The organism is Streptomyces sp. NPDC044106, from assembly GCF_056433985.1.
On the sequence record NZ_JBWKFZ010000007.1, the window covers coordinates 57,107 to 81,819 of the forward strand.

The window sequence follows — 24,713 nt, forward strand, 5'->3', positions numbered from 1 at the left end:
CCGAGCCGGCGTGGCCGCCCCTAGCCCAACGCCCCCAGGGGGTCGTCGAGCACCGGCTGCCACGCCAGCTCGGCGGCCCCCACCAGGCTGTTGTGGTCCAGCGTGCACGCCAGGATCGGCACGCCACCGCTGCGCCCCCACAAACTCCGGTCGGCGACGACGGCCCGCAGTCGCTCCGGGTCCGCCTCCAGGAGCGCGCGGTGCAGCCCGCCCAGAATGATTCGGTCGGGGTTGAGGATGTTCACGAGCCCCGCCAGTCCCAGGCCGAGCCGGTCGATCAGGGCCTCGGCCGCGGAACGTACGGACGGGTCGCCGTACGCGTCGCGGAGCAGCTCGCGGGCCTGCACCAGCAACCCCTCCGGGCCCGGCTCGCGGCCCGCCTCCGTGAGGAAGGCGAGGGGGTCCGTCTCGACGTCCAGGCAGCCCCGGCTGCCGCAGTAGCAGGGGCGGCCCTCGGAGTTGACGGCGAGGTGGCCCACCTCCAGGGCGAGGCCCGAACTCCCGGTGTGCAGGCGGCCGTCGAGGACGAGGGCGCCGCCGACGCCCCGGTGGCCGGTCGCCACGCACAGCAGATCCCGCGCGCCGCGACCCGCGCCGTGCCGGTGCTCGGCCAGCGCCGCGAGGTTCACGTCGTTGCCCGCGAAGGCCGGTCCCGCGATGCCCGCGTCACGTACGCAGTCGGCGAAGATCTGGCGGACCTGCGCCCCCGCGGCCCACGCCACATGCAGCGGGTTGAGGGCGGTGCCCTCCGGTTCGGCCACGGCGGACGGGACGGCGAGCCCCGCGCCCACGCACCGCCTGCCGGTCTCCCGCAGAAGCTGCGCGCCCGCCTCGACGACCGCCCCGATGACCTGCGCGGGGTCGGCGCCGACGGTCTCGCAGCCCGGCGTGGTGGCCACGATGCGACCACCGAGCCCGACCAGTGCCGCCCGGAAACCGTCGGCGTGCACCTGCGCGGCCAGCGCCACCGGCCCCTCCGCCGCGACCGCGAGCCGGTGCGAGGGCCTGCCCTGCGAGCCCGCGGCGGCGCTGGGCCTCGCGTCGATCCGGATCAGGCCGAGCGCCTCCAGCTCGGCGGCGACGGCGCCCGCCGTGGCACGGGTGACGCCAAGCTCGGCGGTGAGCACGGCACGGGTGGGAGCGCGCCCGGTGTGGACCAGTTCGAGCGCGGGACCGAGCGCGCCGCGCCCTCGCTCCAGGCGGGTACGCGTGGTCACTTCCCCCTCGGCACGGGGATCAGCCTTGCCGTTCATGAGGGCGAGTCTCCCATGATCCGTGCATGGCCCGGCCGTTCCGCCGTCATCCGCCCGTTCCTCTCCGTAACCGTTCGGTGTCGTCCTTCGGAATCGCCCTGTGCGCCGTCCTTAATCGCCTTGAACGCCACCCGCGCCCGCCCCTACCCTGACTTTGTGCCGCTACTAAACAAACTAGGGACCGCAGCGTCGCGGCCCATCGACCATGACCTCCGCCGCCTGCGCATCGCACTGACCGTCTTCTTCGCCCTCGACGGCTTCGTCTTCGCCGGCTGGGTCGTCCGCATCCCCGCCATCAAGCAGCAGACCGGGGCGTCGGCCGGCGAACTGGGGCTCGCGCTGCTCGCCGTCTCCGCCGGGGCCGTGGTCACCATGACACTCACCGGGCACCTCTGCCGGCGCTACGGCAGCATCCCGATGACCGTGGCCTGCGGGGTGGCGCTGCCGCTCAGCGTCGCACTGCCGCCGCTGACGGGCTCGGTCCTCGTGCTCGGCCTCGTGCTGCTGTTCTTCGGAGCCGCGTACGGCGGGATCAGCGTCGCGATGAACAGCGCGGCCGTGGATCTCGTACGCGCGTTGCAGCGCCCGGTGATGCCCAGTTTCCACGCCGCGTTCAGCCTCGGCGGCATGCTCGGCTCCGGCCTCGGCGGCCTCGTCGCGGGACACCTCTCCCCGACCCGCCACCTGCTCGGCATCACCGTCGTCGGCCTGGCGATCACCGCGGCGGCGGCGCCCGCCCTGCTGCGGTACGGGACGCCGGACCGGCTACGGAAGGCCGACGATGCCCCTGCCCGTGACCAGGCCGCCGCCCCGGTGGAGCCGGCCGGTGGTGCACGCCGGATGGACCGCCGCACGCGCGGGCTCGTGATGGTCTTCGGGTTCATCGCACTGTGCACGGCGTACGGCGAGGGCGCCATCGCGGACTGGGGCCCCCTCCACCTGGAGGACGACCTGCACGCGCACCCGGGCGTCGCCGCCGCGGGCTACGCCTGCTTCGCCTTCGCCATGACCATCGGCAGACTCTCCGGCACCGCGCTCCTCGAACGGCTCGGCAGGACCCGCACGGTGGTCGCCGGCGGCGCGACGGCGTGCGCCGGAATGCTGCTCGGCGCGCTCGCCCCTTCGACCGGACTCGCCCTCGCGGGGTTCGCCGTCACCGGGCTCGGGCTGGCCAACATCTTCCCGGTGGCCGTCGAACGGGCGGGCGCCCTCGCCGGTCCCGGCGGGGTCGCCGCCGCGTCGACGCTGGGCTACGGCGGCATGCTGATCGGGCCGCCGCTGATCGGCTTCATGGCGGACTGGTACTCGCTGCCCACGGCGCTCACGAGCGTCGCACTGCTCGCCGCCGTCGCGTCGGTCATCGGCTTCGCGACACGTCATACGGAGCGTACGGAACGGACCGAACGGACGGAACGGGCGAAGGCCCCGGAAACCGCGCGGGCCGCGGAACGCGGGGAACGTACGGCGCCTACGGAAACGGTCTGACATCAACCGGAGGTTCCGGTTCGAGCCCGCTCCATCCGACACACTTCGCCCTATGGATATTTCCGAGCACATCCAAGTGGTGGACAGGGAAGGCCAGTTGCTGGCCAAGGCCGCCGCCGAGGCGGGGCCCGACATCAAGGTTCCCACCTGCCCCGACTGGCAGGTGCGGGACCTGCTGCAGCACACGGGGATGGTCCACCGCTGGGCCGCGGCCTTCGTCGCCGAACGGCGCACGTCGTACCGGCTCGGCGGTGAACTCCCCGACCTCGACGGCGAGGCGCTCGTCGAGTGGTTCCGCGAGGGGCACGCCGCGCTCGTCGCGACGCTCACCGCTGCGCCGCCCGACGTCGAGTGCTGGGCGTTCCTGCCCGCCGCTTCCCCCCTGGCCTTCTGGACCCGGCGGCAGGCGAACGAGACGACCATCCACCGGGTGGACGCCGAGTCCGCGCGCGGCGGCACACCGTCACCGATCGGCGCCGAGTTCGCCGTGAACGGCATCGAGGAGTTGCTGCTCGGCTTCCACGCGCGGCAGAAGAGCCGGGTCCGCAGCGCGAAACCGCGCGTACTGCGGGTGCGGGCCACGGACGCGCCGGACGAGCGGACTTGGACCGTACGCCTCTCCGAGGGACCACCGGTCACCGAGCGCGGCGCGACGGCGCCCGCGGACTGCGAGGTGTCGGGGCCGGCGGCCCGCCTCTACCTGGCGCTGTGGAACCGGCTGCCGTTCCCGGAGGTCACGGGCGACCGCTCGCTGGCGGCGCTGTGGCGGGAGAGGTCCGCGATCATCATGGGCTGACGGCACCGGCCCGCGGATCGGTCGCGGGGCGCGCCGCCGCTCAGCTCATGGAGCCGTCGAGCATCCGCTTCAGGACCGCCCGCTGCAGGGGCCGCACCTCGGCGTGGAGGGCGCGTCCCTTGCCGGTGAGGGAGACGCGCACGCCGCGACGGTCCTCGCTGCACATTCCGCGCTCGACGAGGCCGTCCTTCTCCAGACGCCCGATGAGGCGGGAGAGCGCGCTCTGGCTCAGGTGGACCTGCGCGGAGATCTCCTGCACTCGGAACGAACAGCCGCCGTCGTCCGACGACCCCTCGGCCAGTACGTCGAGGACCTCGAAGTCACTCGCCCCGAGGCCGTGCGGGTGGAGCTCACGGTCGAGTTCGCACAGTGTGCGCGCATGCACCGCGAGAATGTCGCGCCATTGGTCCACGAGCCCCTGCTCGGCTGTTTTCGCCGCCATGGCATCGCACGGTAGCAGAATCGCGCGGGTTTGTTGCACCGGCATTAAATGCATATGCAATTACATGCGTCCCTGCTCCTGCGCGCACCTGCGCAGTCAGCCCAGCCAGCCCGGCCGGACCAGGCCCGACTCATAGGCAAGGACGACGAGTTGGACGCGGTCGCGGGCGCCCAGCTTCACCATGGCCCTGCTCACGTGCGTCTTGACGCACCTAGGCTTGGACTGACGAGGATACCGGGCCTTCGGCCAGCTCAGCGCGGGTACTACTCGTGGCGTAGTACGGCGGCACGGGGACGCCCACGGGGGAGGGCTACAGGCCACGCCGCCGCGCCGTGTCAACGCTTGCGGACGAGCCGCCGCGTGATCTCGTCAGGGTCCGCGTTCGACCCCCAGGTCTGGAACGTCCGGCCGTTCGCGAGGTTCACGACCCACCACCCGTCAGGCTCCGCGTAGAACGTCCCCAGGGGCCGACCGTTGCCCTTCGCGTAGACGAGAAAGATCCCGTCCGGCTCGCGCCACAGCAGTACGTCAGCCACAGCCCTACGCGCTCCGTCGCTCGCGGACGGGCGGCCCCTCGGGCAGCTCGGCCACCTCCGAGCGGTGCTCGCGAAGCGGCTCGCGGAAGTCCACGAACTCATCCATCCCCACCGTCAGCAGTTCGGCCGCATGGACCGTCAGCGGCAGGTGTCCGGGCTCCTCCCACGAGATCCGCACGCGGGGCGTCCCGGTGACGCCGTGAGTGTCGGTCGTGTGGGCCACGGTCAGCCACTCGCCCTCGTGCTGGACGCGGTGTCCGGGCAGCAGCCGAAGCGCTCGAAGACTGTTCACGAACTTCCCTGCCTTCTCGGTCACTTCGCGTCCTTCTCGTCCTCACGGACCACGAACGCATCCGACCCCCGGAGCCGCCGGAACGCGCGGTGACCGGACCGGCCCGCGTGCTCCAGACACGCCACGTCCACGGGGGCCGCGTCGGGCTCCGGGCCCGTGCTCCAGCCGCACGCCTTGCACGTCGCGGAGTAGGCGGCGGGTACGTCCGGGTGCTCGGTGATTCGGTGGGTCACGAACCGCAGCACGCCCCGCACGCTCACCGCGTCCCCTCCTCGCGGCGGCGGTGCTGCGGGCACGTGCACTTTGGCCAGCGGGCCGACACGTCGGGTAGCCCGTCGGCCGGGTCCGGCTTCACCTCCACCACGTCGTGCGGCTCGGTGCGCGTCCCGTCAGGCTTGATCTCGTACACCGCGATTCTCAGCACGGCCCGCCCCCGTCCGTCGTCCGGACGTGATCGGCGTCGCGGGTGGACACGGTCCGGAGACTTTCGGGCGGCGCGTCCCACGGCTCGCCGCCGTCCTCGGGGACGACGTGGACGAGCCCCTTCGCGATGTGCTCGACCTTGCCGACGCTGGACGTACGCAGGTCCACCACCCGGGAGCCGGTAGGCGGGTACAGGTCGGGGTTGTCGTCAGTCTCCTCGTCGGGGACCGTGGGCTTCGGCAGGCCCGCGAGGATCGCAGCCGTCAGCGCCTCGGCCGTCTCGATGTTGCAGCGCGCGAGATCCACCAGGATCGGCCCGCTCTCGAAACTCGTCGTATCAAGTCGCAACGAGGGGAGGGTGATTCCCGCGCGAGCGAGCGCGGCGTGAAGTCCGCCTAGCGCGGCCTCGCCCCGCTTGAGTCGCTGCGCGGGACTCTCCTTCGCCCGCCCGGTCGTCCTAGTCGCTCGCGTCGTCATTCGACGACCGTAAGCGGGAGGTGACCCTACGTGGGGGCCGAACTGTCCCCGTGCCTTGCCTGCCCCCCCTACGCGGCGGCCAGTACCCCTACCTCGTCGGCGAGTTGCTGTGCGTCGGAGCGGAGCGGCCCCCGACTGTCCTTCGCGAGGTCGTACGCGAGCCCGCGCGCCGAAGGGGTGTAGCGGACCGTCTCCGGCGACGCCTCTTGCGCCCGCTTCAGCCAGTGCACCGCGCCCGCGAGGTCCTTCCGTTGGCGCTGCGCGCGGGCCAGCTCCACGAGCACGCGGGAGCGGCGTTCCACGCTCGGCATGGCGGCCAGGTCGATGGACTCGGCGCGCGTCATCGCGAGCCCCGGAGTCCGGAGGTCCACGCCGACACTCACGCCGTGGAAGTCGGTGTTCGCCCGCCCGAACACGGTCCACGGGTGGACGTACCCGTTGGGCAGCCGGTCGGCGGTGCGGTCGGCCTCGTCCCAGTGCCGCCACGCGTCGCCCTCGCGGCCCTCACGGGCGCACGTCACGGCCGCGTGAAGGTGCAGAGCCCCGAACATGCCCCGGAGGTCGTCGGAGCCGTCTTCGAGCCTCGGCCGGAGCGCGTCGGCGGCCTCGGCCACGACCTGTACGGCCTCCTCGGCGTACCCGTTCTCGCGGAGCCCGTTCCCGAACGTCCAGGCGGCTCCGGCGAGGCTCAGCGGGTTGTCCGCGTCCTGCGCGGCGGTACGGCCCCGGTCCGCGATGATCCAGTACAGCTCGGCCTCGACGCTGTACGCGGTCACCTGCTGCGCCAGGTGGTAGACCTCGGCGAGAGCCGCGTACGCCTCGCGCCTTGCCTGGCCTTCTAGTTGGCGGGGGAGAACCTGGGCGTCGCGGATGAGCGCGGGCAGCAGCGCGCTTACCTCGGTGCGCTGGAAGCGGGACGCGTGCCACAGGGCCCACGCCTCAGCGACGCGGCCCTTCAGCACGTCCACAGACGTACCGAGCACCTGCGGCCCGGACTGGAACAACGAGCCCCGTACGGCGTCACGTACGCCGCTCGCGGCCGTAAGCATCAGCTTCCCGCCAGGAGCCACACGGCGGGGCGACGGGTCGCCCGTCAGAACCGACAGGTCCGAGAGCTTGAGCGCGCTCGCGAGACGGACGAGTAGCCCATGGTTGTGGAGTTGCCGCTTCCCGGTCTCAATCTTCTTCAGCCAGTCCGGCCCACGGCCACAGAGCCCCGCGAGTACAGGGCGGCTCATACCTGCCCGCTCGCGGTGGTACTTGATCCGCTCGCCGGTCGTTGCGTCCTCGGGAAGTGCGTCCGTCATGGGGTAGCTCCCTGGTGTCAAGCCCTTGTGGCCAGCGTACGGCGCGAAGCCGTCCAGCGGCAGGGGATCACGGGCCAGGCCCCGGAAAACAGAACAAGGCCCCGGAGCCAACCACGTCCAACGTGGTCCGACTCCGGGGCCTCGCTCCCGAGAGGGTCACATGACGACGTCACCCCCAGTGCATCGCCACGCGCTGCGTTCTGCGCCCGCTCGTTCGCGGTCAGCCGTGCCGTGCTCGTGCGGCTCGCAGAGCCTTCGTGTGCGGGTCCAGGTGTCCGCGCTCGGCCGTCGTCACCTTGGCCAACTCCTCGGCCTCGGTGGGAAGTTTGAGGGCCCGCGTCAGCGCTCCGTAGGTCGTCCGGTGTGCGCGGATCTCGGCGAACAGCGGGTTCGCGACCGGTTGTCCCTTCGAGCCCGGCACGGTCGCGGGAGCGTCGGCCGCCGCGTCCTCCAGGGCGGCCAGCTCGTCCAGCGTGTCCGCTGCGCGGCGGAGCGTCGCCCACTCGCCAGGCCCGGACACGTTCTTGTCCACGAAGGTTCCGACCACGCGCCACCCGTTGCGGTCGCAGTGGTCTTGGCACTCTCGCACCTGCGTCTCGGCCGACACAGACGCCTGGTCGGCATGGCTTACGCGGACTTAGATGATGACGGACTTCACGGGTGGTGCTCCTAGGTCTGTTGCCTAGGCAGCGTTGTGCGCCCCGTGATCCGGGTTGTTCGCGCGACCTGGGCAGCGGTCTCCCTAGGTGCGCCGGGGGCGGGCCCTGTCAGCCCAACCAGCCGGGCCGCACAAGGCCCGACTCGTACGCGAGCACGACCATCTGAGCGCGGTCGCGTACCCCCAGCTTCGTCATCGCACGTGAGACGTGCGTCTTCGCGGTGAGCGGGCTGACCACGAGGCGGCGGGCGATCTCCTCGTTGGAGAGACCGATGCCGACCAGGGCCATCACCTCGCGTTCCCGCTCTGTCAGTTCACCGAGGGCACCGACGGCCGCCGGTTCCTTGGAGCGCGCCGCGAACTCGGCGATGAGGCGGCGCGTCACGCCCGGCGAGAGCAGCGCGTCCCCGTCGACCACCGCCCGCACCGCCCGCAGGAGCTCGTCCGGCTCGGTGTCCTTCACCAGGAAGCCGGAGGCCCCGGAACGGATCGCCTCGAAGACGTACTCGTCCAGTTCGAAGGTGGTGAGCATGACCACCTTCACGTCGTCGAGGCCAGGCTCGCCGGTGATCCGGCGGGTGGCGGCGAGACCGTCGAGCAACGGCATGCGGATGTCCATCAGAACGACGTCGGGACGCAGTTCGCGCACCATCCGCACGGCCTGTTCGCCGTCGGCGGCCTCACCCGTGACCCCGATGTCCGGCTGCGCGCCGAGTAGCGCCTTGAAGCCTGCCCTGACCAGGGACTGGTCGTCGGCGAGCAGTACCCGGATCACTGGTCCTCCCGAGGTGCGGTGCGGGCCCTTGGTTCACGGCCCGCCGCCAAGGGAAGCACGGCGGTCACGCGGAAGCCGCCGTCGGGCCGCGGGCCCGCCTCGATCGTGCCGTCGAGGGCGGCGGCACGCTCCCGCATCCCGGCGAGTCCGTTGCCGCTGCCGCCCGCGTCGGCGCCGGTGGACGGTCCTTCGTCGTCGATGCGCAGGGTGAGCGAGGCCGCCTCCTGGTGCACCAGCACGCGCGCGTGGCGTGAACCGGAGTGGCGTACGACGTTCGTCAGCGCCTCCTGGACGATGCGGAACGCGGCGAGGTCCGCACCGGGCGGCAGCTTCCCGGTGGCGCCTTCGGTGGTGACGTCGACGGTGAGGCCCGCGCTTGCCGCCTGCTCGACGAGTTCGGGCAGCCGGTCCAGACCGGGCGCCGGGGCGCGGGGCGCGTCCCCCGGCGCGCGCAGGGTGTCGAGGACCTGGCGCACCTCGCCCAGCGCCTCCTTGCTCGCGGCCTTGATGGTGGTCAGTGCGGTGCGGGCCGCTTCCGGGTCGGAGTCGAGCAGGGCCAGGCCGACGCCCGCCTGGACGTTGATGACGGAGATGCTGTGCGCGAGGACGTCGTGCAGCTCCCGCGCCATCCGCAGCCGCTCCTCGTCCGCGCGCCGCCCGGCGGCCCGAGCACGCTCGGCGCGCTCCTTGACCCACTGCTCACGGCGTACGCGGCCGAGCTCGGACACGGCGATGATCGCGACGACCCAGACGGCGCCCGCGATCTCCTCTGCCCACGGGCGGGCACCGTCGTGGCCGGGCGGCAGCCAGCGGTACAGCCAGTGCGCGATCAGCAGATGCCCGGCCCAGAGCCCGCCGACGGCCCCCCAGCCCGCGCGCCGGTGCCCCGCGACGAGCGCGGTGAAGCAAGCCACCGCGACCGCCAGGAGGACGGGGCCGTACGGGAACCCGGCGCCGACGTAGACCAGCGTGAGCCCGGCGGTGGCGAACACGACGGGCACGGGGTGGCGGTGGCGCAGCAGGAGGACCGCGGTGGCCAGGAAGAGCAGCACCCTCGCGTAGGGGTTGAGCGGTTCGCGGCCGGGCTGGCCGTGCTCGGCGAAGCCGGAACCGATCTGCACGAACGCGGTGAGCAGGAAGGTCGTCAGCCAGGGCAGCCGCCGCCGCACTGTCCGCTCCCCGGTCGCGGAATCCCATGGGTTCCGTGGGTTCCACCAAGGCGGGCCTTGTCGCCACATCGGTGGCCCGCCCCACGCCGGGGCCGGGCCGCCGGTCCTGCGTTCGCGCTGGTCGTCCATGACGGCAACGCTAGACCGGGAGGGCTCGGACGGGCGTCCGACGGGCGTGGTGATCACGCGTACTCCCGCGGGAGTAGCTGTGGGCGTACGGCGCCATCGGGATGTCACGGCTGGCGGGCGACCCCGGCCGACAAGTGGACGCGGACATCCGTCGTCGCCACGCGGGCACTCCTGGCTCGTCCATGACCTCGGCCAGTCCCGAGCCGCACCTCAACTCTGCGGCAACAGGCCCACACCATGGCCGAGTTGCGTCACCGCGTGTGCGAAGAACGGCGAGCGGTCCTCGACTAGGCGGTTGTACTGCCCGAACACCTCGAAGCTCACCAGCCCGAACAGCTGCGCCCACGCCGCGACCAGCGCCGTGATCGCAGCCGGTGGCAGATCGGGCGCGACATCCGCCGCGATCCGCTCCCCCTCGGTGCGCAGCACGCCCCGCACCGGCTGAACGGCGAGTCCCCGGCCTTGATGGGCGTCGCGCACGACGCCGATGAGCAACTGCCCCACGCGCGCGGCAGCCCGAACGGTCGAGTCGGGCGCGCTGTATCCGGGGACGGGCGAGCCGTAGACGAGCGCGTACTCATGCGGATGCTCCAGCGCCCAGGCCCGCACCGCCTCACAGATCACGGTCCACCGGCGAAGGGGTTCCTGCCCGGAGGCGTCCGCGTGCGCGGCCTCGGCGGCGGCGCCGAGGGAGTCGTACGCGTCGATGATGAGTGCGGTCAGGAGGTCGTCGCGGCTCGGGAAGTAGCGGTAGAGCGCGGACGACGCCATGCCGAGCTCTCGGGCTACGGCGCGCAGGGAGAGCTTGGCCGCGCCGCCGGCGGCCAGCTGTCTGCGTGCCTCGTCCTTGATCGCGGCGGTCACTTCTTCGCGGGCACGGGCCCGGGCGCCCTTGGTGGCGCCGACGCTGCTGGTCATGCGGGTCAGTGTGTCATGGGGTGGGAGCGGTGCACGCGGTTGCGTGCGGCGCACACAATAGAGAGCACTGCTCTTGCTTTGGAGCGGCGAACTGGTGCACACTGCTCTCAAGCGAGAGCAGCGCTCTCGACAATGAGCACTGATCCGAGAGCACTGATCCGATAGCACTGCTCCGAAAGCCGCCCGCCCCACCAATCCACGGGAGAGCACCATGTCGTCGACAGCCACCACCTCCTCCGCTTCGACCCGGCCCACGCACCCCCCGTACTACCTGGAAGGCAGCCGCCTCAACGTCCGACTCAACGGCGTGATCGGCTGGCTGGCACGGCACGGCGTCAGCCTGGCGGGCAGCGCCGAGCTCTCCGTCCGGGGCCGCAAGAGCGGCAAGATGCAGCGCGTGCCGGTCAACCCGTACACGCACGACGGCGACCGGTGCCAGTACCTCGTATCGGCGCGCGGGCACTCGCAGTGGGTGCGCAATATGCGTGCGGCCGGCGGCGGAGAGTTGCGGGTGGGGCGCAAAATGCGGGTGTTCAGTGCCGCGGAGGTGCCCGACGCGGAGAAGCTGCCGGTTCTGCGCGGCTATCTGGAGCGCTGGGGCTGGCAGGTCAACGAGTACTTCCAGGGCGTGACCTCCGACTCCTCCGACGAGGAGATCCTGGCGGTCGCACCGGACCACCCCGTCTTCCGGATCACCGTGCGCAAGTAGCGCCAGAGCGAGACCGGGGTCGACGGCCCGGCCCAGACCCTGCCAGCCGCCCGCCAGAGACCATGCCCGCTCAGCACACGATCCGACGTGGCGGACGCCCCGGCCCGGCCTCTACGCCATGACGCGCGGTGCCAAGCCGTCCACGATGAGGCGGAGTCCCGCCTCGAACGCCGATTCGGGATCGACGCGTGGCATGTCGTCCGGCAGTTCCGGGCCGGCGGCGGGACCGGAGTCCGCCTGCTCTTCCAGGACGCTGCCGACCGTGAAGCGGCCGGCCGCCAGCATCGCCATCTGCGCGTCGCGCTCGGGCACTCCGGAGTCGACCAGGAAAGCCAGCTTGTGGCGGATCCGGTCGAGGTCCGCGGTGGGCGTGGAGCCGGCGTGGAGGCGCGCGCCGTCGCGACGCATCAGCAGGGTGCGCCGGAAACTGCGGGTGTTCGCCAGGAACCATTCGCGCCAGTCGTCCCCGGGCATCGGCAGCGGCGCGTTCGCATGGGGCGCCATCGCGGCCTGCGCCATGGCGGCCAGGAGGTCCTTCTTGGTGCGGAAGTACCAGTACAGCGAGGGCTGTTCGACGCCCAGACGCTTCGCCAGTCGCCGCGTACTGACGGCATCCAGGCCCACCTCGTCGAGCAGGTCGAGTGCCTCGGAGACCACGGTCTCACGGTTCATCTTCGTCACGTTGACAATCTATCGCCGATAGAGAACTCTGAGAGGAATCATTCACTGATAGATTTTGGGGTGAGCGCACATGAGACGGGGTTCAAGGACGCGGCCCTTGCGCATCCTCATCGCCGGCGGCGGAGTCGCGGGGCAGGCGCTGGCCTTCTGGCTGACGAGGGGCGGCCACCGCGTGACCGTCGTCGAACGCTTCCCCGCACTGCGGGCCACCGGCGCCCAGGTCGACCTGCGGGGCCAGGGCATCGAGGCCGTCCGCCGCATGGGGCTTCTCGACGACGTCCGGGACAGGCTCGTGGACGAGAAGGGCGTCGCCTTCGTCGACGCCCGCGGCAGGGCCCGGGCGACGATCATGGCCAACACCTCCGGGCGGGGCCGCCAGACACTGACGTCCGAGTACGAGATCATGCGTGGCGACCTGGTACGCATCCTCCACGACGCGACCAAGCACGACGTCGAGTACGTCTTCGGCAACAGCGTGAGCGGTTTCGAGCAGGACGAGCACCACGTCGTCGCGCACTTCTCCGACGGGTCGTCCGGCGCGTTCGACCTCCTGGTCGGCGCGGACGGACAGGGATCACGCATCCGTCAAGGAATGCTCCCGGAGGGCTTCGACCCGTATTGGCGGGTCGGCATCCACATGGCGTACTGGTTCGTCCCGCGCATCGATTCCGACAGCGACATCCGGGACACCTATATGGCCCCCGGCGGCCGTCAGATCATGCGCCGCAGCCACAACCCGACCGAGACGCAGGTCTACTTCGTGCTACGAGAGGCATCGGAGGAAGCCTCGGCGATCCATCGGGCATCCGTCGAACGTCAGCGGGAGTTCTGGGCGAACAGGTTCCGCGACGCCGGGTGGCAGACCGGGCGCTTCATCGAGGGCATGGGGACCAGTCCCTTCTTCTACTCCCAGGAGATCGCGCAGGTGCGCACCGGCACCTGGTCCAAGGGCCGCGTGGTCCTGGCCGGGGACGCCGCGCACTGCGCTTCCCCCTATAGCGGCATGGGAGTCTCCGGCGGCCTGGTCGGCGCGTGCGTCCTGGCCGACGAGATCAACCGGCACCCGGACGATCTGCCTACGGCACTGGCGAACTACGACACCGTGCTGCGGCCCTTCGTCAACGAGATCCAGGCCGAGGTCAATCCGCGGCTCCTGCGCCTGGGCATGCCGATGACCCGGGGCGCCATAGAGGCCTTCCAGACGATCACCGCCCTGGCCTGCTTCCTGCACATCCCCGACCTCGCCGCGCGCTGGTCGAAGGAGGACCGCGGCGGCGACTGGCAGCTTCCCCCAAGCAGGGTGCGGCCGGGCTGCTAAGTTCGGCGGCATGGCTGAACTCGGACCCGTCACCTGGCCACCCGCCCCGATACGGACCGAACGGCTCATGCTCCGCGAGTCCGAGGGCGGGGATCGGACGGCGTTCGTCGAGTTGCTCGCGTCGCCGGAGGTGGGCACCTACATCGGTGGCCCTCGGCCGCGTGCGGAGCTCGAGCGCGCGATGCCCGCGGTCCCCGGGCGGCGCCCCGGCCTCTTCGTGATCGAACACGACGGAGCGATGATCGGCACCATCGAGTTCAAACGGCGCGACGCGGAGCCCCGGACCCCTGCACGTCCGGAAGCCGGAGAGGCCGAACTGGGCTATCTGCTCCTGCCGCGCGCGTGGGGACACGGATACGCCGCGGAGGCGTGCGCGGCCGCGCTCGACTGGTGCGCCCGCGCGCTGCCCGGCGAACCGGTGGTCCTCTGCACCCAGACCGCCAACGACCGCTCGATGCGTCTCGCGGCGAAGCTGGGTTTCACCGAGGTGCAACGGTACGAGGCGTGGGGCGCCGAACAGTGGATGGGCATCCGGTTCCCCGTCCCGTAGCCCGCTTGAGCCACCGCTTCTCCTGCCCTGCGCGCAAGAAGCCGCTCACCGAATCAGCCGGCTAGCTCGCCCACTCCCGCAGCAGCCTCTCCCGCTCCGCGCCGCGAGGCGTTCCGCCCTCCCGCGCGCGGCCCCACTCCGACATGGCCGCCAGCGTCGTCTCCATCGTCGCGGCGCCCTCCGTGAGGCGGGACAGGAGGGCGCGGGAGAGGTCGACCTCGGTCTGGGGGTAGCCGATGGCCGCGGCCACGTAGGCGCTCAGCTCGTACTCGCCGCGTGCCGTTGCCACGCGTACCGTCATCATCGCCGCGGCCTCGTCCACCCGGCCGGGGCTCATGGGCAGGGCAAGCTCCTTGACCGTTCCCAGAGCCACGGACGTGACCGCGCCGACCCGCCGCATCAGGGACTTCACCGGGACGTCCGCCACCGTCAGGGCGTGCACGTCCTCCCACGGGTGGAGACCGGACTGACCGTCGCCGAGGGCCACCACCCCCTGCGGGGTCAGGCGTACCCCGGGAGCCAGACCGGACGGCTTCGCGCCCACGTACACGTCGCCCTCGGCGATCCAGAACAGGCCGATCATGGCCATGTGTTGCTCACTTCTCCCGATATCCCGACGACAGCTGCGCCGCCGTCATCACCTCGTGCGCGGGGGGCCCGCGTCGTCTAGCGTTCCCGTGCCTGCAAGACACGGCCCACCATGGGGTGGGTGCGGACCAGCTCGGCCAGCGTCGTCGAGCCGCGCGTGATCCTCGCGAACGCGTTCCACGCGGGGCGGAAGGTCGTGATCGCCGTGTGCACCATGCCGGGGCGGCGCTCGAAGGCCTTGAGCAGGCGGCGCCCGACGCTCATCTCCACGCCGAGGCCCGCCTTGACGGCGAAGGCGTAGTTCAACGCCTGGCGGCGGGCGTCCACCGCGTCGTGCGCCTCCGCGATCCGCACGGCCCACTCCCCCGCGAGCCGGCCGGAGCGCAGCGCGAAGGAGATGCCCTCGCGGGTCCACGGCTCCAGGAGTCCCGCGGCGTCACCGCAGACCAGGACCCGGCCGCGCGAGAGCGGCGAGTCGTCACTGCGGCAGCGCGTCAGGTGCCCCGAGGAGATGCTCGGCTCGAAGCCCGCGAGGCCGAGCCGGGCGATGAAGTCCTCCAAGTACCTCTTGGTGGCCGCGCCTTCGCCGCGCGCGGAGATCACGCCGACGGTGAGGGTGTCGCCCTTGGGGAAGACCCAGCCGTAACTGCCCGGCATCGGCCCCCAGTCGATGAGCGCCCGTCCTGCCCAGTCCTCCGCGACGGTCTCCGGCACCGGGATCTCGGCCTCCAGGCCGAGGTCGACCTGGTCGACCTTCACGCCGACATGTGCCCCTATGCGGCTGGCGCTGCCGTCGGCACCGACGACGGCGCGCGCGAGGACCCTCTCGCCGCCCTGCAGCACGACGGCCACGGTGCGCCGGTCGGGCACCTCGGGGCCGTGCTGCTCCACGCGCGCGACGGTGGCACCGGTGCGCAGCTCGGCGCCCGCCTTCTGGGCGTGCTCGACGAGCTGCTGGTCGAACTCCGGGCGGTTGACGAGCCCGAAGAGCATCTGGCGGGAGCGGCGGGTGCGCGTGTACTTGCCGTCGAGGGAGAACGTCACCGCGTGCACGCGGTCCCGCAGAGGCAGTTCGAAGCCGGGCGGCAGCGAGTCGCGCGAGGGGCCGATGATGCCGCCGCCGCACGTCTTGTAGCGCGGGATGTCGGCTTTCTCCAGAAGGAGCACCGTGCGTCCCGCGACGGCTGCCGCATAGGCCGCGGAGGCCCCGGCGGGGCCGGCTCCGACCACGACGACGTCCCACACGTGCCGGGTGTCGTCCGCTGAGTTCTCGCTGCTCACGTTGGTCTACCGCTCCTGATCCCGCTGTTGGCCGCGCTTTCCTCAGGCATCCTACGGCCGAGGCCCGCGGGCCCCTCCTGTGGGAGGATCACATCTACCCACATGTACAACGTCGCACCTATGAGGAGCGTGCCCATGTCGCCGGATCCGATCGCCGAGACCGTCGCCTCACTGATGCCGAGGGCGAAGGCGGAGCTCACCGAACTGGTGGCCTTCAAGTCGGTGGCGGACTTCGACCAGTTCCCGAAGAGCGAGAGCGAGGCCGCGGCCGGGTGGGTCGCGGACGCGCTGCGCGCCGAGGGCTTCCAGGACGTCGCACTGCTCGACACCCCGGACGGCACGCAGTCGGTGTACGGCTTCCTGCCGGGCCCCGAGGGCGCGCCGACGGTCCTCCTCTACGCGCACTACGACGTGCAGCCGCCGCTCGACGAGGCCGCGTGGGCCACGCCACCCTTCGAGCTGACCGAGCGCGACGGCCGCTGGTACGGACGGGGCAGCGCCGACTGCAAGGGCGGCGTCATCATGCACCTGCTCGCGCTGCGCGCCCTGAAGGCGAACGGCGGCGTCCCCGTGCACGTGAAGGTGATCGCGGAGGGCTCGGAGGAGCAGGGCACGGGCGGCCTCGAGCGGTACGCGGAGGAACACCCCGAGCTGCTCGCCGCCGACACGATCATCATCGGTGACGCGGGCAACTTCCGGGTCGGTCTGCCGACGGTGACGTCGACGCTCCGCGGCATGACGCTCGTCCGCGTCAGCGTCGACACCCTCGAAGGGAACCTGCACTCCGGGCAGTTCGGCGGCGCCGCCCCGGACGCGCTCGGCGCACTGGTGCGCACGCTGGACTCGCTGCGCGCCGAGGACGGTTCGACGACGGTCGACGGTCTGACGAGCGACGCCGCCTGGGACGGACTGCAGTACGAGGAGGCCGCGTTCCGCAAGGACGCGAAGGTCCTCGACGGCGTCGAGCTCATCGGTGCGGGCACCGTCGCCGACCGCATCTGGGCCCGCCCCGCCGTCACGGTCCTCGGCATCGACTGCCCGCCGGTGGTCGGTGCGACGCCGTCGGTGCAGGCGGCCGCGCGGGCGCTGATCAGCCTGCGGGTGCCGCCGGGCGTGGACGCCGCCGAGGCGACGAAGCTGCTGAGGGCGCACCTGGAGGCGCACACTCCGTGGGGCGCGCGGGTGCGCACGGAGCAGATCGGTCAGGGCCAGCCGTTCCGCGCGGACACGACGAGCCCGGCGTACGCGGCGATGGCCGAGGCGATGAGCGAGGCGTACCCGGGCGAGGAGATGCAGTACGCGGGCCAGGGCGGCTCGATCCCGCTCTGCAACACCCTCTCGGCGCTCTACCCGCGGGCCGAGATCCTGCTGATCGGCCTGAGCGAGCCGGAGGCGCAGATCCATGCGGTGAACGAGAGCGTGTCGCCGCAGGAGCTCGAGCGGCTCTCGGTGGCCGAGGCGCTGTTCCTGCGGAAGTACGCGGCGAGCTGACCGGCTCCGACCGGGACGGGCGCACGGCCGGCAGCCGAGCGCCCGTCCCGGCCCCGCGCGGTACGTCAGGTGTCGAAGCGGCGGCGGGCGGCCTCGATGTGGCCGAGGTACTGGTGCGTCCAGCCGCACATTCCGTCGACCGTGGCGCGCAGGGCCCGGCCCGGCTCGGTGAGGGTGTACTCGACCCGGGGCGGCACCGTGGGGTGGACGGTCCGCTCGACCAGGCCGTAGCGCTCCAGCATGCGCAGGTTCTGGGTGAGCATCTTGTGGCTGACGCCCTCGACCTCGTTCCGCAACTCGCTGAAGCGCAGCGTCCGTTCGCCGAGGGCCTCGATGATCAGGAACGCCCACTTGTTGGCGACGTCCGAGAAGATCTCCCGCGCCAGGGAGTCCGCGCGCCTCAGGTCCGCGTCTTCGGGCGAGCCCGTGTACTGCTTGGTCACCATGGCGTTCCTCGGTCGCTTGAACGTGCGTTCTGCCGGATACGCGCCCACTCTCCTATGGTTCCCGGGTAACCACAAGAGAGTATGCGGGCGTCGCTCCGGAGCGCATGGCTAACCGCTGACGGGGACGCCCGCCTCCAGGTAGAGCGCGGCGCCGCGTTCGCGTGCGCGCAGCGCCCAGCGCAGTCGTTCGTAGCGCACGGCGGGCAGGAGTTCGGCGGCCTCCTGCTCGGTGACGAAGCGCCAGCCGCGCAGTTCCGGGCCGGGAAGCAGCATGCGGCGGGCATCCTCGCCCTGGAGCCTGCCGCCGTCGAAGAGGAGGCGCATGCCTCCGTAGCCGGGCGGCTGCGGCGGTTCCCAGTCGGCCACCAGCAGGCGCGGGGTGCGGTCGAGCCGGATGCCGGTCTCCTCCGCCACTTCGCGTACGCCCGCGCGCGTGGGAGCCTCGCCGGGCTCGACGACTCCGCCCGGGAACTCCCAGCCCGCCTTGTACGTCGGGTCGACGAGCAGCACGCGGTCCTGCTCGTCGAAGAGCAGTACGCCCGCGGCGAGGGTCTCCGAGGTGGGCTCCGGGGTCTGCACGATGTCGCACACGGAGGCGCTCTCGGTGCGGACGGCTTCGGCGACGCGTTCGGCGGTCTCGTACGGGGTGAGGGAGCTGGTGTCGATGCGGTGGGCGTCGGCGTCCAGCCAGGCGGCGCGGGCGGCGAGGTACGGCTCGATGTGGTCGAAGGACCACTGGCGCACGCGCAGGTCCCCGTCGGGCTGGTCCGGGGGCACGTCGCGGCCCGATATTCGCTCGCGCAGGATCGTTTCGTCCGGGGCGAGCAGTACGTGGCGCACGGGGATCCTGCGCGCGGCGAGACCGCCGAAGATCTCGTCGCGGTACTCCTGGCGCAGCAGCGTCATCGGCACCACGAGGGTGCCGCCCACCTCGGCGTGCAGGGCGGCGGCGGTGTCGATGACGAGGCGGCGCCAGATCGGCAGGTCCTGACAGTCGCTCACCTCGTCGAGGCGCTTGGGCGGCAGCAGGTACGGCAGTGCGCCGCCGATGACCTCGGGGTCGAAGAGTGTGCTGTTCGGGATCAGCTCGATCAGTTCCCGCGCGGCGCTGGTCTTGCCCGCACCGAACGTGCCGTTGATCCAGACGATCACGGTTCCCCCTCTTCTGTTGGCCCCCTGTGGCTTGCCCGTAACACCCTGCCATGGAAACCCGGCGCTGATGGGAGCGGAGTGGTCCGCGGCATACGGGTGTCAGGCCACCCCCACACTTCCCCCCTGCCTCAATAGCAGGCATTCCGTCAAGGCGCTTCCGTAATCTTCACCCCAACGCGTGGCGAACTCCTTGCATGAAACGTTCCGGCACTCCGAACCGCTCCGGACCCCGCTAGCGTTTCACCACAGGCACCCCGGCCCCCGGTGACTCGCACAGCGGACACTTCGGCTTGGCCGCGCTTTTCGGAGCACTTCGGCCCGGCGCTGGGGGGTACATGCGACAGGACACACTGAGCGAATTCACCTGCGAGGACTCGGATCGACCGCCTCGGGTGTACGGCCTCGACCACGCGGTCGTGGTCGAACTGCACGGCGAGATCGACGTCGTCACTTTTCGCGGATCGGCGCCGCTCCTCGACGCCGTGGCGGCGGGACCGGAGCCGCTCGTCATCATCGACCTCACACAGGTCGACTTCCTCGACTGCTCCGGCCTCGCCCTGCTGATGCGGGTCCGTCGTCGGGTGACCGACAGAGGCGGCCGCCTTCGCCTCGTCTGCACCCATCCGCTGACGCTGCGCGTCATGCGGGTCACGGGCCTCACGTCACTCCTGGCCCCGGCACCGACGCTCGGCGCGGCGCTGCTCGAACCGCCGGAGTCCCTGGAGTCCCCGGAGTCCGCGGAGGACGGGGAGAGCTGACGCACCGACGGGATCCGGCGTGGGATCCGCGCGGGATCCGGCGGACGCCGCGTACGCCATCGGCCGGTCCCCGGCAGGGCGCACCGGATTGCGAGGGGGCTGCGAACATAATGCTGCCCATGAGCGACTCCGCACCGCCCGGCGGCACCGGTAAGGACACGGGCAGGGGCAGTACCAGGACCAGCGGCAGAGGCCGGCTCGCGCACAGTCTGGTGCCCATGACCGGGCGTGATCCTGAAGAGCACGAGCGGGCCTCCTCGCCGTTGGAGCTCCTGTTCGACCTGACCTTCGTGGTAGCGGTCGGCACGGCCGCCTCGCACTTCGCCGAGATGGCCGCCGAGGGGCATCCGGGGCAGGCGGTCACCGCGTTCGTCCTGGCGATGTTCGCGATCAGTGTCGCCTGGATCAGCTTCAGCTGGTTCGCCTCCGCCTTCGGCACCGACGACTGGCTGTACCGGGCCCTGACGATGGTGCAGATGGTCGGCGTCGTCGTGTTCTCCCTGGGACTGCCGGCGATGTTCCACTCCGTCGAGGAAGGGGGCCATCTCGAACTGCGCGTCATGGTGATCGGCTACATCGTCATGCGTGTCGCGATGGTCCTGCAGTGGTGGCGCGCCGCCCGCGAGTCCGCCGCGTTCCACGACGTCGGCAGGGCGAACATCCGCTGGACCGTGATCGCCCAGCTCGGCTGGGTCGTGGTCGCCTTCACCCCGCTGCCGCTCGCGGCCGTCTTCATCGCCTTCGTCCTGCTCGGCGCGCTGGAACTGGGCCTGCCGGTGCTCACGCAAGGCAGCGCGGGCGGGACGCCGTGGCACCCCCACCATGTCGCCGAACGCTACGGCCTGTTCGCCATCATCGTGCTCGGCGAGGGCGTCGTCGGCACCGTCGCCTCCTCGGGCGACCTCCTCGGCGGCGCGGACGGGATGGACTGGAGCGGGAACGCCATCGCCGTCGTCATCGCCGGCGTCGGACTGACCTTCGGCATGTGGTGGGTGTACTTCGCCACGCCCTTCGGTGACATCCTCGTGCACCGCCGCGGGCGCGGGTACCTCTTCGGCTACGGTCACATTCCGCTGTTCATCGGGATCGCCGGCGCGGGCGCCGGACTGCACGTGGCGGGCCTGAAGCTGGAGCACCACTCCGAACTCGGCCATGTCGCGGTCGTCCTGTCCCTGGCGCTCCCGGTCGGCCTCTTCCTGCTCATGGTCTACCTGCTGCACACCTTGCTGATGTCCACCGCGGACCGCTTCCACCTGCTCCTGATCTCCCTGACCCTCGCCGTCCTGGTCCTGGCCGTCGTGCTGGCCGCGGCGGGAGTCGCGATCGCCGTGTGCCTGCTGATCGTCATGGTCGCCCCCTTCGTCACCGTCGTCGGCTACGAAACGGTCGGCCACCGCCACCAGCAGCGGATGCTGGAAGAGCTCCGTACGCGGGACAGTTGACTGGGGCTCGGCGTCCACACCAGCGCAGGCACCAAGACCGGCAACCCCGCCGTCGACCAGAACACGTTGGGCAGACAGGGCGAGGTCGTCACGTCGGACGGCGGTCGCCGGGTCGTCGCGAAGGAGATGAAGGACGGCAGCCGCGCCGTCGCCCCCTTCAACGAGACCGCCGGCCCGCAGTCCGTCTCCACGACGGCGCGGGCGGTCGGCCTGCCCGGCGCCGACGCGTACACGATGCGCGACCTGTGGCAGCACAAGAGCTACAACACGGCGGGCCGGATCGCGGCCACCGCCCCGGCGCACGGCACAGTGCTCCTGCGCGGGAGCGCCGACGGGCAGTGGGCGCGCCACCCGGCGACCGTCGAACTCGGCCTGGAAGGTGACCTGCTGGTGGAGGAGGGCAAGCCCTCCGAGGTCACCTCCGCGGTCACCGACCTGGTCCGGTCGCCCGCCCAGATCTCGAAGGCGACGGTGCCGCTCTCGGCCTCCTCGTCGTCGACGCCGACCTGCGCGGTGACCTGACGTAAGAGCCTGTCTTTGAACCCCCGTCGCCCGCGCTTCGCGCGGGCGACGGGGGTTCAAAGACAGGCTCTGAGCGGGCGCCCGGATCGTACGCCTCTTCGCCACGGACGGCGCGGACGGTATCGACTCGGACCACGGCGACTGGGCGGAGCCCACGCTCAGTTACTGAGAGGCAAAAGAGAACCCTCAGCAAGGGCCGTAGGAGCTGGGTGAGTCGGCTGAGGCGGGAGGGGCGGGGCAGAGGCGTCGCCCCCTCACCTCACCCGCCCACCGCGGACCGCAGGTCCACCGCCGCGCTCGGCTCGATGTCGAGCGCGGCCGCCGCCGCTCCCACCAGCCCCGCGTCCGTGCCCATCAGTGCGGGCGCCACGGTCAGCCGTTGCACGAAGGAGAGCGCGGCGTAGTCCCGCAGGGCCCCGCGCAGCGGCGCGAAGAGGACCTCGCCCGCCTTCGCCACTCCCCCGCCGATCACCGCGATGTCGATCTCGACGAGCGTGGCCGTGGCGGCGATGCCCGCGGCCAGGGCCTGTGCCGCCCGCTCGAAGGAAGCGACGGCGACCGGGTCCCCGGCGCGCGCGGCGGTTGCCACCGCGGCCGCCGAGGTGTCACCGTCGGGGCCAGGGAGCCAGCCGTTCCGCACGGCGCGGCCTGCGATGTTCGGGCCGCTGGCGATCCGCTCGACACAGCCGCGCGCACCGCACGGGCAGGGGTCACCGTCGAGGTCCACGCTGATGTGGCCGATGTGACCCGCGTTGCCGGTGGGGCCCGGGTGCAGCTTGCCGCCGAGGACGAGGCCACCGCCGACGCCCGTCGACACGACCATGCACAGCGCGTTGTCGTGGCCGCGGGCCGCGCCCTGCCAGTGCTCGGCCGCGGTCATCGCCACGCCGTCGCCGACCAGGGCGACGGGGAGGCCACCGGTGGCCGCGCGGACCCGGTCGACCAGCGGGTAGCCGCGCCAACCGGGGACGTTGACGGGGCTGACCGTGCCGGCCGACGCGTCGACGGGTCCCGCGCTGCCGATGCCCACGGCCGACGCCCTGCCCCACAGCTCGCCGGAGGTCAGCTCGCCGAGGACCCCCTCGACCGCCCGCATCACCGTGTCGCCGTCCTCACGCGCGGGTGTCGGCCGCTGCGCGCGCTGGAGGATCCGGCCGCGGCCGTCCACCAGGGCTCCGGCGATCTTGGTGCCGCCGATGTCGAGGGCGGCGACGAGGTCCATGTGCATCTGTGTCGGGTCTCCTGGTGTATCGGCAGGCCGGAGAGTGCGAAGGTCAGTCTCCCCCGCATCTGACAACGTTGTCCAGGCCCTATGCTCGACGCCACATGCTCATGGACAGCCCCCGTGGAAGAAGCGTGGATGTCCCATGGGGAGCTCGTGGACGACTCCGTGGACGACTTCGTACGACAGGACAGGACAGCGCACCGTGGCCGAGACCGCCGCCCGACGACCCGAGAACCGTTACGGCAACCGGCCGACCATGAAGGACGTCGCCGCGCGCGCGGGAGTCGGCCTGAAGACCGTCTCCCGCGTGGTCAACGGCGAGCCGGGCGTCACGCCCGACACCGAACGCCGCGTCCAGGAGGCCATCGAAGCCCTGGGCTTTCGCCGCAACGACAGCGCGCGCGTGCTGCGCAAGGGCCGCACCGCGAGCATCGGCCTCGTCCTCGAGGACCTCGCCGACCCCTTCTACGGCCCGCTGAGCCGCGCCGTGGAAGAGGTCGCCCGGGCGCACGGCGCGCTGCTCATCAACGGATCGAGCGCCGAGGACCCCGAGCGCGAGCAGGAACTGGTGCTCGCGCTGTGCGCCCGGCGCGTGGACGGGCTCGTGGTGATTCCGGCCGGTGACGACCACCGCTATCTGGAGCCGGAGATCGCCGCCGGCGTCGCCACCGTCTTCGTCGACCGGCCCGCCGGCCGCATCGACGCCGATGTGGTGCTCTCCGACAGCTTCGGCGGCGCGCGGGACGGTGTCGCGCACCTCATCGCCCACGGCCACCGCCGCATCGGCTTCATCGGCGACCAGCCGCGCATCCACACCGCCATAGAACGGCTGCGCGGTTACCGTGCGGCGATGGAGGACGCGGGCATCCCGGTGGACGAGGAGTGGGTCTCGCTCGGCGTCACCGATCCGGAGCGGGTGCGTACGGCGGCCGAGACGATGCTGAGCGGCCCCGGCGCGGTCACGGCGATCTTCGCGGGCAACAACCGTGTGACGGTGACGGTCGTACGTGTCCTGGCCGCGCTCGACCGCCCGGTGGCGCTGGTCGGCTTCGACGACATCGAGCTCGCGGATCTGCTGAGTCCGGGCGTGACCGTCGTCGCGCAGGACGCGGCGCAGCTGGGCAGGACGGCGGCGGAGCGGCTGTTCCGGCAGCTCGACGGTGTCGCGGAGGCGCCGGAGCGGGTCGAGCTGCCGACGCGGCTCATCACTCGCGGCTCGGGCGAGCTGCCGCCGGCCGGCTGAAGGACGGGCTCTGGGCGTTCGACCGCTCCAAGGCACGCGTCTCAGAGCCTGTGTCATATCCCCGGTCGGATCAGTGGGCGTCGTCTGGTGCGTGCGATCGCAAGGCGCCGGGAAGTCCTCGTAGCGGAGCTACTAGGACTTTTCGGCAACGCGGCGAGCGTGCGTGCCAGACGGCGACCACCCGGCCGGGGATATGACACAGGCTCTCAGAGCCAGAAGACGACCGCGAGAGCGATCAGCGTGCCGACGGCCACAAGGCCGCCCACGGCGCCGGCGACGAGGGCGGCCTTCTGACTCGTCGGCTTGACTTCCTCCCAGGCCAGTTCCGTGGCCGCGCCGCGGATCAGCCGGTGGCCGTCGGCCGAGGAGAAGGAGTGCCGCTCGCTGCCGTCCAGCGAGCGGCTCCACGTGCGGTAGCGGGCCCGGCCGGTCTCCGTCTTGCTCGCCGTTCCGAACAGGCCGCGCTCCACGGTGCGCACGACATCCGTCATGACGAACGTCTTCTCGTGCGGGCGCAGTTCGACACGGTAGGTGTGCAGTTGCGTGACGCGGCGGCCCACTTGAGGGACGTCCACGTACATGTCGAATCCCCGCTCCGTCCGCCGCAACCGGTACGGCGTGCCCTCCACGGCGGCCACGACTCGGGT

28 protein-coding genes and 4 pseudogenes are annotated in these 24,713 nt (G+C 71.7%); 11 read left to right on the plus strand and 21 right to left on the minus strand.

All coding sequences use genetic code 11. The features are described from left to right. Nucleotides 1–20: 20 nt before the first annotated feature. Nucleotides 21–1,253, minus strand: a complete 1,233-nt coding sequence (locus AC07DI_RS14005) for an ROK family protein (RefSeq protein ID WP_478904551.1) — start codon at nt 1,251–1,253, stop codon at nt 21–23. Nucleotides 1,254–1,409: 156 nt separating this feature from the next. Here AC07DI_RS14005 and AC07DI_RS14010 point away from each other — a divergent pair, with 156 nt between their 5' ends. Further along, nucleotides 1,410–2,738, plus strand: coding sequence for an MFS transporter (locus AC07DI_RS14010; RefSeq protein ID WP_478904552.1), 1,329 nt, complete (start codon nt 1,410–1,412; stop codon nt 2,736–2,738). A gap of 52 nt (nt 2,739–2,790) precedes the next feature. Next, nucleotides 2,791–3,534, plus strand: coding sequence for a maleylpyruvate isomerase family mycothiol-dependent enzyme (locus AC07DI_RS14015; RefSeq protein WP_478904554.1), 744 nt, complete (start codon nt 2,791–2,793; stop codon nt 3,532–3,534). A gap of 40 nt (nt 3,535–3,574) precedes the next feature. On the opposite strand, the gene AC07DI_RS14020 is transcribed toward AC07DI_RS14015, so the two are convergent. The 12 genes and pseudogenes from AC07DI_RS14020 to AC07DI_RS14075 all read right to left on the minus strand — a co-directional run bounded on the left by AC07DI_RS14020 (nt 3,575) and on the right by AC07DI_RS14075 (nt 10,660). Continuing rightward, nucleotides 3,575–3,976, minus strand: coding sequence for a MarR family winged helix-turn-helix transcriptional regulator (locus tag AC07DI_RS14020; protein ID WP_384263108.1), 402 nt, complete (start codon nt 3,974–3,976; stop codon nt 3,575–3,577). 96 nt (nt 3,977–4,072) lie between these two features. After that, nucleotides 4,073–4,192, minus strand: a pseudogene (locus tag AC07DI_RS14025) (LuxR C-terminal-related transcriptional regulator); the annotation flags it as partial. A 119-nt stretch (nt 4,193–4,311) separates the two neighbouring features. After that, nucleotides 4,312–4,512 carry a hypothetical protein gene (locus AC07DI_RS14030; RefSeq protein ID WP_478904555.1) on the minus strand — a complete coding sequence of 67 codons (201 nt, stop codon included), beginning with the start codon at nt 4,510–4,512 and terminating at the stop codon, nt 4,312–4,314. Between the two features lie 4 nt (nt 4,513–4,516). Beyond that, complete coding sequence (locus AC07DI_RS14035) at nt 4,517–4,828, minus strand: hypothetical protein (protein WP_384263114.1); 312 nt, start codon at nt 4,826–4,828, stop codon at nt 4,517–4,519. Next, nucleotides 4,825–5,064, minus strand: a complete 240-nt coding sequence (locus AC07DI_RS14040; RefSeq protein WP_384263117.1) for a DUF7848 domain-containing protein — start codon at nt 5,062–5,064, stop codon at nt 4,825–4,827. Before AC07DI_RS14040 ends, AC07DI_RS14035 begins: the two co-directional genes overlap by 4 nt. Continuing rightward, nucleotides 5,061–5,228 carry a hypothetical protein gene (locus tag AC07DI_RS14045; RefSeq protein WP_478904556.1) on the minus strand — a complete coding sequence of 56 codons (168 nt, stop codon included), beginning with the start codon at nt 5,226–5,228 and terminating at the stop codon, nt 5,061–5,063. Before AC07DI_RS14045 ends, AC07DI_RS14040 begins: the two co-directional genes overlap by 4 nt. After that, entirely contained in the window at nt 5,222–5,575 is a 354-nt protein-coding gene (locus AC07DI_RS14050; protein ID WP_478904557.1) for a hypothetical protein, read from the minus strand. Before AC07DI_RS14050 ends, AC07DI_RS14045 begins: the two co-directional genes overlap by 7 nt. Nucleotides 5,576–5,772: 197 nt before the next feature. Next, complete coding sequence (locus tag AC07DI_RS14055) at nt 5,773–7,011, minus strand: helix-turn-helix domain-containing protein (RefSeq protein WP_478904558.1); 1,239 nt, start codon at nt 7,009–7,011, stop codon at nt 5,773–5,775. A 220-nt stretch (nt 7,012–7,231) separates the two neighbouring features. Beyond that, a pseudogene (locus AC07DI_RS14060) lies at nt 7,232–7,636 on the minus strand (recombinase family protein); the annotation flags it as partial. A 142-nt stretch (nt 7,637–7,778) separates the two neighbouring features. After that, nucleotides 7,779–8,444, minus strand: coding sequence for a response regulator (locus tag AC07DI_RS14065; RefSeq protein WP_478904560.1), 666 nt, complete (start codon nt 8,442–8,444; stop codon nt 7,779–7,781). Beyond that, entirely contained in the window at nt 8,441–9,742 is a 1,302-nt protein-coding gene (locus AC07DI_RS14070) for a sensor histidine kinase (RefSeq protein ID WP_478904561.1), read from the minus strand. Before AC07DI_RS14070 ends, AC07DI_RS14065 begins: the two co-directional genes overlap by 4 nt. A 210-nt stretch (nt 9,743–9,952) precedes the next feature. After that, on the minus strand, nt 9,953–10,660 hold the full coding sequence (locus AC07DI_RS14075; protein WP_478904563.1) for a TetR/AcrR family transcriptional regulator: 708 nt from the start codon (nt 10,658–10,660) through the stop codon (nt 9,953–9,955). A gap of 211 nt (nt 10,661–10,871) precedes the next feature. Between AC07DI_RS14075 and AC07DI_RS14080 the strand changes: the two genes are divergently transcribed. After that, complete coding sequence (locus tag AC07DI_RS14080) at nt 10,872–11,369, plus strand: nitroreductase family deazaflavin-dependent oxidoreductase (RefSeq protein WP_478904564.1); 498 nt, start codon at nt 10,872–10,874, stop codon at nt 11,367–11,369. A gap of 111 nt (nt 11,370–11,480) precedes the next feature. On the opposite strand, the gene AC07DI_RS14085 is transcribed toward AC07DI_RS14080, so the two are convergent. Further along, nucleotides 11,481–12,041 (minus strand): TetR/AcrR family transcriptional regulator C-terminal domain-containing protein, encoded by a 561-nt coding sequence (locus AC07DI_RS14085; protein ID WP_478904807.1) that lies wholly within the window; start codon nt 12,039–12,041, stop codon nt 11,481–11,483. Nucleotides 12,042–12,147: 106 nt separating this feature from the next. Between AC07DI_RS14085 and AC07DI_RS14090 the strand changes: the two genes are divergently transcribed. Both AC07DI_RS14090 and AC07DI_RS14095 read left to right on the plus strand, forming a co-directional pair. Then, a complete protein-coding gene (locus AC07DI_RS14090) occupies nt 12,148–13,368 on the plus strand; it encodes an FAD-dependent monooxygenase (RefSeq protein ID WP_478904566.1) in 1,221 nt (406 codons plus the stop codon). 10 nt (nt 13,369–13,378) lie between these two features. Beyond that, entirely contained in the window at nt 13,379–13,918 is a 540-nt protein-coding gene (locus AC07DI_RS14095; protein WP_478904567.1) for a GNAT family N-acetyltransferase, read from the plus strand. A 61-nt stretch (nt 13,919–13,979) separates the two neighbouring features. Here the strand turns inward: AC07DI_RS14095 and AC07DI_RS14100 are convergent, their stop codons facing one another. Further along, nucleotides 13,980–14,507 (minus strand): hypothetical protein, encoded by a 528-nt coding sequence (locus AC07DI_RS14100; RefSeq protein ID WP_478904568.1) that lies wholly within the window; start codon nt 14,505–14,507, stop codon nt 13,980–13,982. 77 nt (nt 14,508–14,584) lie between these two features. Continuing rightward, nucleotides 14,585–15,787, minus strand: a complete 1,203-nt coding sequence (locus tag AC07DI_RS14105; protein WP_384263148.1) for a geranylgeranyl reductase family protein — start codon at nt 15,785–15,787, stop codon at nt 14,585–14,587. 135 nt (nt 15,788–15,922) lie between these two features. Between AC07DI_RS14105 and AC07DI_RS14110 the strand changes: the two genes are divergently transcribed. Then, a complete protein-coding gene (locus AC07DI_RS14110) occupies nt 15,923–17,278 on the plus strand; it encodes a M20/M25/M40 family metallo-hydrolase (protein ID WP_478904569.1) in 1,356 nt (451 codons plus the stop codon). Between the two features lie 65 nt (nt 17,279–17,343). On the opposite strand, the gene AC07DI_RS14115 is transcribed toward AC07DI_RS14110, so the two are convergent. Then, a complete protein-coding gene (locus tag AC07DI_RS14115; protein ID WP_478904570.1) occupies nt 17,344–17,724 on the minus strand; it encodes a winged helix-turn-helix transcriptional regulator in 381 nt (126 codons plus the stop codon). 108 nt (nt 17,725–17,832) lie between these two features. Further along, entirely contained in the window at nt 17,833–18,876 is a 1,044-nt protein-coding gene (locus AC07DI_RS14120) for an NUDIX hydrolase (protein WP_478904572.1), read from the minus strand. A 335-nt stretch (nt 18,877–19,211) separates the two neighbouring features. Between AC07DI_RS14120 and AC07DI_RS14125 the strand changes: the two genes are divergently transcribed. The 3 genes and pseudogenes from AC07DI_RS14125 to AC07DI_RS14135 all read left to right on the plus strand — a co-directional run. Further along, nucleotides 19,212–19,634 (plus strand): anti-sigma factor antagonist, encoded by a 423-nt coding sequence (locus AC07DI_RS14125; RefSeq protein WP_478904573.1) that lies wholly within the window; start codon nt 19,212–19,214, stop codon nt 19,632–19,634. Nucleotides 19,635–19,852: 218 nt separating this feature from the next. Further along, complete coding sequence (locus AC07DI_RS14130) at nt 19,853–21,076, plus strand: low temperature requirement protein A (RefSeq protein WP_478904808.1); 1,224 nt, start codon at nt 19,853–19,855, stop codon at nt 21,074–21,076. 66 nt (nt 21,077–21,142) lie between these two features. Then, a pseudogene (locus tag AC07DI_RS14135) lies at nt 21,143–21,385 on the plus strand (NPCBM/NEW2 domain-containing protein); the annotation flags it as partial. Here AC07DI_RS14135 and AC07DI_RS14140 read toward each other — a convergent pair. Continuing rightward, nucleotides 21,337–21,549 (minus strand): annotated as a pseudogene (locus tag AC07DI_RS14140) (hypothetical protein); the annotation flags it as partial. The pseudogenes AC07DI_RS14135 and AC07DI_RS14140 sit on opposite strands and share 49 nt — an antisense overlap. A gap of 134 nt (nt 21,550–21,683) precedes the next feature. Between AC07DI_RS14140 and AC07DI_RS14145 the strand changes: the two are divergent. Continuing rightward, on the plus strand, nt 21,684–21,767 hold the full coding sequence (locus AC07DI_RS14145) for a hypothetical protein (RefSeq protein WP_478904809.1): 84 nt from the start codon (nt 21,684–21,686) through the stop codon (nt 21,765–21,767). Nucleotides 21,768–21,857: 90 nt separating this feature from the next. Here AC07DI_RS14145 and AC07DI_RS14150 read toward each other — a convergent pair whose 3' ends face one another. Continuing rightward, the gene (locus AC07DI_RS14150) at nt 21,858–22,826 is read right to left on the minus strand and encodes an ROK family protein (protein WP_478904575.1); all 969 of its coding nucleotides are present in this window, start codon (nt 22,824–22,826) and stop codon (nt 21,858–21,860) included. Nucleotides 22,827–22,965: 139 nt separating this feature from the next. Here AC07DI_RS14150 and AC07DI_RS14155 point away from each other — a divergent pair, with 139 nt between their 5' ends. Beyond that, the gene (locus tag AC07DI_RS14155; protein WP_384263166.1) at nt 22,966–24,066 is read left to right on the plus strand and encodes a LacI family DNA-binding transcriptional regulator; all 1,101 of its coding nucleotides are present in this window, start codon (nt 22,966–22,968) and stop codon (nt 24,064–24,066) included. A 206-nt stretch (nt 24,067–24,272) separates the two neighbouring features. On the opposite strand, the gene AC07DI_RS14160 is transcribed toward AC07DI_RS14155, so the two are convergent. Then, nucleotides 24,273–24,704, minus strand: coding sequence for a hypothetical protein (locus AC07DI_RS14160; RefSeq protein ID WP_478904577.1), 432 nt, complete (start codon nt 24,702–24,704; stop codon nt 24,273–24,275). Nucleotides 24,705–24,713 lie beyond the last annotated feature (9 nt).